General features: G+C 66.8%; 2 protein-coding genes. Both read right to left on the bottom strand.

The genetic code is table 11. The features are described 5' to 3' along the window. Window positions 1-3,099: non-ribosomal peptide synthetase (locus ACWCPF_RS45050; protein WP_451050966.1), on the bottom strand; the 3,099-nt coding region annotated here is incomplete at its 3' end. A 16-nt stretch (window positions 3,100-3,115) separates the two neighbouring features. Then, on the bottom strand, window positions 3,116-9,004 hold the full coding sequence (locus ACWCPF_RS45045) for an amino acid adenylation domain-containing protein (protein WP_451050965.1): 5,889 nt from the start codon (window positions 9,002-9,004) through the stop codon (window positions 3,116-3,118). Between the last annotated feature and the right edge of the window lie 6 nt (window positions 9,005-9,010).

Here is a 9,010-nt window from a genome sequence, read left to right as displayed (position 1 = left end):
CCGCGGCGAAAACACCAACCCCACCCCACGCGCCCGCGCCACCAACTGAATCGACAAAATACTGTCCCCACCCAACTCAAAAAACCCATCATCAACCGACACCGACGACACCCCCAAAACCTCACCGAACAACCCACACAACACCTCCTCCACACCATTCCGCGGCCCCCGACCCAACCCACCCACACCAAACTCAGGAACCGGCAGAACACCCCGGTCCAACTTCCCATTCGGCGTCAACGGCAACCCCTCCACCACCACAAAAGCCGACGGCACCATATAATCCGGCAAACGCCCACCCACAAAACCACGCAGAACAGCCGTGTCGAAATCAGCCGACCCAGCCGACCCAGCCGACACCACATACGCGACAAGACGCTTGTCACCCGGCTGATCCTCACGGACAACCACCGCGCACTGCGCCACGCCCTCATGACCGGCCAGCACCGCCTCGACCTCACCCGGCTCGATACGGAAACCCCGCACCTTCACCTGGGCATCCGCACGCCCCACAAACTCCAGGACACCAGCGGCGTTCCACCTCACCAGGTCCCCGGTCCGGTACATCCGCGCCCCCGCCGCACCGAACGGATCCGCGACAAACCGCTCCGCCGTCAACCCCGCACGACCCACATACCCCCGAGCGACACCGGCGCCCGCCACATACAACTCACCCGCAACACCCACCGGCACCGGAGACAGAGCCCCATCCAGCACGTACACACGCGTGTTGTCCATCGGCCGGCCGATCGGCACAGAACCGCCCACGGCAGCACCCGCAGGCACCTCGCACTGCGTCGCACACAGCGTGACCTCCGTGGGACCGTACAGAACCCGGAGCACAGTGTCCGGACACGCGTCCAACACCCGCTGGACCGCGACAGGCGACACCACATCGCCACCCGTCAACACCTCACGGACGCCGGCGAAGCATTCCGGATCCTGCTCCGCGATCACTCGGAAAAGACCGGCTGTGAAATGAGCCGAAGTAATATCTTCCTCAGTGATCAGCCTCCTCAGCGTCACCGCATCGATCTGCTCCGCCGGGGCGATCACCACCCGTCCACCGGAAAGCAGCGGAACCCAAATCTCGTAATTGGCGATATCGAAAGCGTGCGGTGCGTGGAAGAGAACCCGTTCGTGGTTACCGCTCTGCCAAGAACCATCCAGCACGAGTTCTACGACGTCCCGATGAGTGACAGCAACGCCCTTGGGCTCACCGGTCGAGCCAGACGTGTACATCACATAGGCCAGGCCGTCCGGTCGTACACGAACTCGCGAAAGATCCTCCGCCCGCTCGCCGCTAGCGAGCGCCGCAGCCGCCATTCCGACATCGATGACCCGGGCGTCACCCGCAAACTCGTGGGTGTCCGCCGGCCGATCGGTCAGCAGCAGGCCGGCCTGGCAGTTCGCCATGACGAGCCTCCGCCGCTCCACGGGGTAGCCGTCGTGGAGCGGGACATAAAAGGCACCGGTCTTGAGCACCGCCAGCAGCGCCACCACCAGTTCGGCGGAGCGCTCCATCCAGATCGCGACGGCCTGCTCCGGCCCTGCTCCCAGCTCTGTCAGCTCGCGAGCCAGCGCCTCGGATCGCGCGTCGAGTTCGCCGTACGTCAGCTTCGCTCCGTCGCCGGCGAGGGCGACGGCCAGGGCCACTGCGTCCGGGGTGCGACGTGCCTGCTTCTCGAAGAGCGTGACCAGGTTCGTGTCCGGCACCTCACTCACGGCGCCGTTCCCTGAGGTCAACATCCGTTCCCGCTCGGCCGGGCCCAGGATGTCCACGTCTCGGACCGCGGTGTCGGGTTCGGTGACGATGGTCCTGAGCACCCGTACGAGGCGGGCGGCCAGTTGCTCCACCTCGTCCTGGGTGAACACGTCCTCGCGGAAGTCCAGTCGGAGCCTGAGTTCATCGCCGGGCAGGACCATCAGGCTGAGGGGATAGTGGGTCGCGTCGCGACCGGAGACGTCAGCGATCTCCAGTTCGGCGCCGAGCACCGTGGACGCGGCCTCGTCGACGGGGTAGTTCTCGAAGACGACGACCGTGTCGAACAGGTCTGTGCGGCCGACTGCCTTCTGAATGTCGGCGAGCCCCAGGTGCTGATGCGGCATCAGCCGTGACTGCTCGTCCTGGAGCTGCGCGAATGCAGCCAGGACGGACTGTTCCTGGTCGAGCCGCACACGTACCGGGATGGTGTTGATGAAGAGACCCACCATGGTCTGGATGCCGGGAAGCTCCGGCGGGCGTCCGGAGACCGTGGTGCCGAAGACCACATCACTCTGCCCCGTCAGACGTCCCAGGAGAATGCCCCAGGCACCTTGGATCAACGTGTTGAAGGTGAGGTCGCGGGAGCGGGCCAGTTCACTGAGAGCCCTTGTCAATTCCTCGTCGACAGAGAAAAAGGCCTGCTCGGGGAATGCTTCCCCGTCGCTGCGCGCCTGGGCCGGGGCGAGGTGGGTCGGGGCCGAGGCGAGGTGGGTCGGATCTTCCAGTCCGCTCAACGCGGTCCGCCATTCCGCACGCGCAGCTTCCGCATCCTGCTTCGCGGTCCACGCCAGATAGTCGCGGTAAGGCCTCACGGGCTTCATCCGGGAGTCGCCGGGGTTCTGGTAGAGAGTGAAGAGTTCCTGGAAGAGGACGGCGTTCGACCAACCGTCCAGCAGAATGTGGTGATTGGCCCACACAAAGCGGTAGTCGTCATCCGACATGCGGATCAGACTGCACCGAAGCAACGGCGCCTTGGTCAGGTCGAACCGGCGGGCGCGGTCCTCTCCCAGGATGCGCTCGAGTTCGGCTTCGCGCGCCTCCGGTGCCAGATGGGTGAGGTCGATCTCCTGCCAGGGAGTCTCGACATCCCGCATGACGATCTGGACCGGTTCCCCCGACTTCCGGTGCTGAACACGCACCCGAAGGTTGGCATGGCGCGTCAGGACGTCATTCACGGCCCTTCGAAGTTCCGGGGCATGAACGCTTCCCCGCAGCGCGATGACGAGCTGGACGACGTAGGTGTCCGCCGCTTCGTCGTCGTACTGGGCGTGAAAAAGGATCCCTTCCTGCAAAGGCGACAACGGAAGGATGTCTTCAATACGCGACCGCTTCATTTTCAAATCCTTCCGTTCAGTCTTCCATCTCGCCGAGCTCGAATTCATCGATCTCGTCTTGGCTCAATGCCAGAAGGGACACGTCTGACGGGGTCAGCCCGCCGACGCTAGGGACCTCCGCCAGTGCGGACAGCAGAGTGAGAGCGTGGGTATAGGCCTCGGCGAGGCGCCGTACGTCTCCCTCGGCCCACACCCGGCCAGGCCATGCCAAGGTCGTCAGCAATTCGGGGCCCTCGGCGGTTTCCTGGGCCACTGCGTTGATCGTCAGCGCGTAAGCCATGGGCATGCGCGGATCGGCCCCAGCACCGGCTTCTCCGTCTCCGACGACCGACCAAGGTTCCTCGGAGGTTCCCGTTCCCGCTCCCGCTCCCGCTCCCGCTCCCGCTCCGGCCGGCATCGGAATTCGTCCGAGGTAATTGAAGAGGATCTGTGCCTCGGGAAGACGTGAAAGACGCTCGGCCGTAAGCGGGTTCAGGTACCGGAGCAGACCATAGCCGAGTCCCTTGTCCGGTGCCGCCCGCAATTGCTCTTTCACATATTTGAGGGCAGCCTTTGCGGCCTCTACCCCGTTCTCCGGCGTAATGCGTCCGTTGCTCACGGACGCCAGGTCGAGACGGACGGGGGCGACACTCGTGAACCACCCCACTGTCCGCGAAATGTCCGGCGCGGAGTCGGCCTGCTCCCGCCCATGGCGCTCGATGTCGACCAGGAGAGCCGACTCACCGCCCTCATGCTGTGTCTCCGATGCGCCGACTGCCAGCAGGAAGGCCGCAAGCAACACACTGTCAGGACCGCAGTTGAAAGCTTCTGGCAGAGACAGCAGCAGCGGGGAGGCGACGTCGGCCGGCAGCGTCACTGTGACGCTCTGCGCCGTGCCCCAAGTGTCGTGCGCCGGGTCCAGAGGGAGCGCGCAACCTCTCAGCGGTGCTCCCGCCTCCGCTACGACTTCCTCCCAGAACGGCAGTTCATCGTCACGCAGCTCCGCCTCCGCCGACGCGTACTCCACCCAGCGTCGGAAGGACGTGTAGACGGGCTGCAGTTCCGGCTTCCTCCCGGACACGATGTCCTGCCACGCAGCCACCAGGTCCGGTACGAGGATGCGCCAGGACACCGCGTCCACGGCGAGATGGTGGACGGTGACCACCAGGCGCCCGTGCCGCCGTGGTCCCGCGTCGAGCCAGACCACGCGGAACATCCTTCCCTCACGCGGCGACAGGAAGTGCCTCGCACCTTGCTCCTGCTCCGCCACCGCCTCCTGGAGCCCGGTGCCGTCGAGGCCTGCGACTTCGACTCGGCTGACGCACGACGCGGCGGAGACCGCTCCTGGCTGCGGTATCTCAAGCTGCCACGCGCCCTCGGAGGTGGCGGAGGTACTCAGACTCAGCCGTGCCCGCAGCATGCCGTGATGGTCGATCAGGGCCTGCACAGCCGCTACGAGGTCGTCGCCGTCCAACCCGGCCGGAGCCACGAGGGTCACCGACTGGCTGAAGCGGTCGATGGCGCCGCCACGCTCGCGCAGCTGGTGCATCACCGGCGTCAGCGCGGTCACGCCGACCCCTGAGTCCTCGGTGTCGGACGTCCGCTCCACCGACTCGACGGCCACCGCGGCCAGCGCTTCGACGGTCTTCCGCTCGAACACGCTCCGCGATGTCACGATCAGGCCGGCCGCCCGGGCTTTGGCGACCAACTGGATCGAGACGATGCTGTCGCCGCCCATGGCGAAGAAGTTGTCGTCCGCGGAGACCTGGTCCACTCCCAGCACCTCTGCGAACACAGCGCAGAGCACCCGTTCCTTCTCGGTCCGAGGCTCGCGCCTGCCGCCGCCCGAGTAGTCCGGAACGGGCAGTTCCGAGCGGTCGAGCTTGCCGGTGGGCCCGAGCGGCAGGACGTCGACCGCCACCAGGGCCGCGGGGATCATGTAGTCCGGCAGCACCTCGGCAAGTCGCAGACGCAAGTCGTCCGGGTCGATCCGCGCATCGGCGGCGGCCACCAGATAGGCCACCAGACGTTTGTCACCGGGCCGGTCCTCCCGCACGACGACCACGGCCTGGGCCACGTTCGCGTACGACTCCAGCGCCGCCTCGATCTCACCCGGCTCGATGCGGAAACCGCGCACCTTCACTTGGGTATCGGTGCGGCCGGCGAACACGAGGTTGCCGTCTCGCCGCCACATCACCCGGTCCCCAGTCCGGTACATCCGTGCACCCGCGGGGCCGAACGGATCAGCGACAAACCGCTCCGCCGTCAGATCGGGACGGTCGTTGTAGCCGCGCGCCAAACCGTCGCCTGCCACATACAACTCACCGATCACTCCGCAGGGAACCGGCGTCAGTCCGTCGTCCAGTACGTACAACCGCGTATTGTCCAGCGACCGGCCGATCGGGATCGACGACCAGTCGTCCGCTTCCGCTTCTGCCTCCGCGGGCAGGGCGTAGTGGGCGACACAGAGCGTCGATTCCGTCGGCCCGTAGCTGTTGGTCAACCGCATGCCGGACGCCTGGCTCCTGACCTTCCGGACCGCGGCCGGGGACATCATGTCTCCACCGACGTAGACGTCGCGAAACGTGCTGAACGACTCGGGTTCGCTCTCGGCCAGGAGCCGGAAAATCCCCTCGTTGAAGAGCCCCACGGTGGCCCGTGCCTCGGCCATCGTGCGGGCGAGCACGGGAACGTCCGCAGCCACGGCACCCGGTGCGACCAGGGTGGCTCCGGTCACGAGAGTGCCCCATATCTCGTACGTCGAGGCGTCGAAGGAGGGCGAAGAATGAAGCAGTACGCGATCCTCGGCCGTGCTCTCCCAATACCGGTCGGAGACGAGCGCGACGACGCTGCGGTGACTGACCGCCACGCCCTTGGGCCAACCCGTGGATCCAGAGGTGTACATGATGTACGCCAGGTCGAGCGGCCGTACCTCCGGGGCCGGGCCGCCGGCGGCCGAAGGGCGCCCTGCGGCAAGCTCCTCGACAGTGAGCAGCTCGATCCCGCTTCGGTTCTCCTCCGGGATCACCGCGAGAGTGTCCCGGTCCACCACCAGAGCGACGCTGCGGGTGTCGGTGAGGATGAACTCCAGACGCGCCGCCGGGCTCCTGTCGTCGAGCGGAACATACGTCGCCCCGACGCGCGTGACGGCCAGCGTCATCGCCACCTGCTCGATCCAGCGGCCGAGCAGCAGCGCCACGCGCTCACCTGCGCCGATACCACGGGCGACCAGCCCGTCCGCCAACACCTCTGCTCTACGGTCGAGTTCTGCGTAGCTGAGCTCGACGCCGTCGCTGCTGATGGCGATGGCCTCGGGGCTGCGGGCCACCTGGGCGCTGAACAGCTCCGGAAGGGTGGCGTCCGGTACCTCATGGGTGGTGTCGTTCCAGTCCACCAACATCCGCTGACGCTCATCAGCACTCAGGACGTCGATTTCCCGCACCGGCTCGTCCGGGTCGGCTACGACTGCTTCCAACACTCGCACCAATCGGTCCGCCAGCTCTTGTGCCGTGCGGCCGTCGAAGAGGTCGGTCCGGTAGTCCAACTGGCCTGTGAGGCCGATGGGAGTCCCATCCGTGGTGTGGGTTTCGCCCAGATTGAAGGACAGATCGAACCTGGCCGCCGTGCTCTGCAAAGGCTCTGCCTCGGCGTGGAGGCCAGGCAGGTCGAGGTCCGGGCGGGCGTTGTTCTGGAACGCCAGCATCACCTGGAACAGGGGATGCCGGGCCATCGACCGGGCCGGGTTGAGCACCTCCACCAGATGCTCGAAGGGGACGTCCTGATGCGCGAACGCGGCGAGATCCGCCTCCCGAACCCGCTCCAGGATCTGCCGGAAACTCCGGTCACCCGACACGTTCGTGCGCAGTACGAGTGTGTTGACGAAGAACCCGACCAGCTCATCGAGGGCGTCGTCGGTGCGGCCTGCGACCGGAGTGCCGAGCGGGATGTCGTCACCGGCGCCCATCTTCGACAGCAACACGGCCAGCGCGGCCTGCATCGCCATGAACACACTCGCCCCGCACCCACGCGAGACCTCGACCAACCGCGCATGCACCTCAGCCGGTACATGCAGCGCCACCGAACCACCCACATGCGACGCCACCGCCGGACGCGGGAAGTCCACCGGCAACTCCAACTGCTCCGGCAGGTCCTGAAGTGCCTCCCTCCAGTACGCGACCTGACCGGCGATCACACTGTCCGGATCATCCTCACTGCCCAACACCGCACGCTGCCACAACGTGTAATCCGCATACTGCACCGGCAACGGCGACCAGACCGGGGCCTTGCCCTCACACCGCGCCGCATACGCGATCGACAGATCCCGAGCCAGCGGAGCCATCGACCAGCCATCGGCCGCGATGTGATGCACCACCATCACCAGCACCCACTCACCGGAGCCCTCCACCTCCAGCAACCGCACCCGCCACGGCAGATCCCGCTCCAGGTCGAACCCGGTGCCGGCGACAGCAGCCACCACCCCAGCAACCTGCTCCGCCGCCAACGACTCCACCACCAACGACGGCACACCCGCCGGCCCGTCCAGCACCAGCTGACTCGGCTGTCCCTCGTCGTCCTGCAGAAAGACGGTACGCAGACTCTCGTGCCGCAAGGCCACATCACCCAGCGCCTCGCGCAACGCCCTCACGTCCAGCACGCCGGACAACCGCAGAGCCAGTGGGATGTTGTACGTCGCGGACGGTCCTTCCAACTGGCCCAGAACCCAGAGCCGGCGCTGTGCGAACGACAACGGCAGCCGCTCCGGGCGCTCCCGCACCCCCAACCGCTCCCGAACCCGACCGCCCTCGTTGAGTCGGTCGATCAGTCCGGCGACGGTCGGGGCTTCGAACAGGGCCCTGATGCTCGCCTCGACGCCCAGCGTGGAGCGGATGCGGCTGACGAGGCGTGTGGCGAGGAGGGAGTGACCGCCGAGGTCGAAGAAGCTGTCGTCGATCGAGACGGAGCCGACGCCGAGGACTTCGGCGAACAAGGCACACAGGACCTCCTCGCGCGGCGACCTCGGTGCCCGGCCTGAACCATCCGAAACGAAGTCCGGCGCAGGCAAAGCCCGCCGGTCCAGCTTCCCGTTCGGCGTCAGCGGCAGCGCGTCCAGGACCACGAAGGCCGAGGGGATCATGTAGTCCGGCAACCGCTCCGCCAGCAGACCACGCAGGCCGACGGTATCCAGGGTGCCGTTCACCGTGGGGACGACGTAGGCCACCAGCCGCTTGTCGCCGAGCTGGTCCTCACGCACGATCACCACGGCCCGGGCCACATCCTCATGCCCGGCCAGCACCGCCTCGACCTCACCCGGCTCGATACGGAAACCCCGCACCTTGACCTGGGCGTCGGCGCGGCCCACAAACTCCAGGACCCCGTCAGCGTTCCACTTCGCGAGATCCCCGGTCCGGTACATCCGCGAGCCCTCCGGACCGAACGGGTCCGCGACGAACCGCTCGGCGGTCAGGCCCGCACGGCCGAGATACCCGCGGGCCAACTGCGCACCCGCCACATACAGTTCACCCGCGACACCGACCGGTGACGGCGACAGCCCGCCGTCGAGCACATACACCCGCGTGTTGGCCATGGGCCCGCCGATCGACGGCCGCACCGCCGCAGCACCCTCCCCCACCACACACGCCGTCACCCACACAGTCGTCTCGGTCGGCCCGTACAGGTTCACCACCTCACGGCCCAACCCCCGCAGACCAGCAGCCAACACCCCCGACAAAGCCTCCCCGCCCACCAGCACCCGCAGACCACTCACACACTCCGGCACCTCAGCCACCAACGCCTGCCACAACGACGGAGTCCCCTGCATCACCGACACACCCCACCCACGCACCAACCCACCCAACGCAAACGGATCCCCCAACTCCCCATCCCCCGCCACCACCACACACGCACCACTCACCAACGGCAGAAACAACTCCAA

The organism is Streptomyces sp. NPDC001858, from assembly GCF_053594615.1.
Note: the sequence above shows the minus strand (reverse complement) of the source record. Positions and strands in the feature narration are given on the sequence as shown.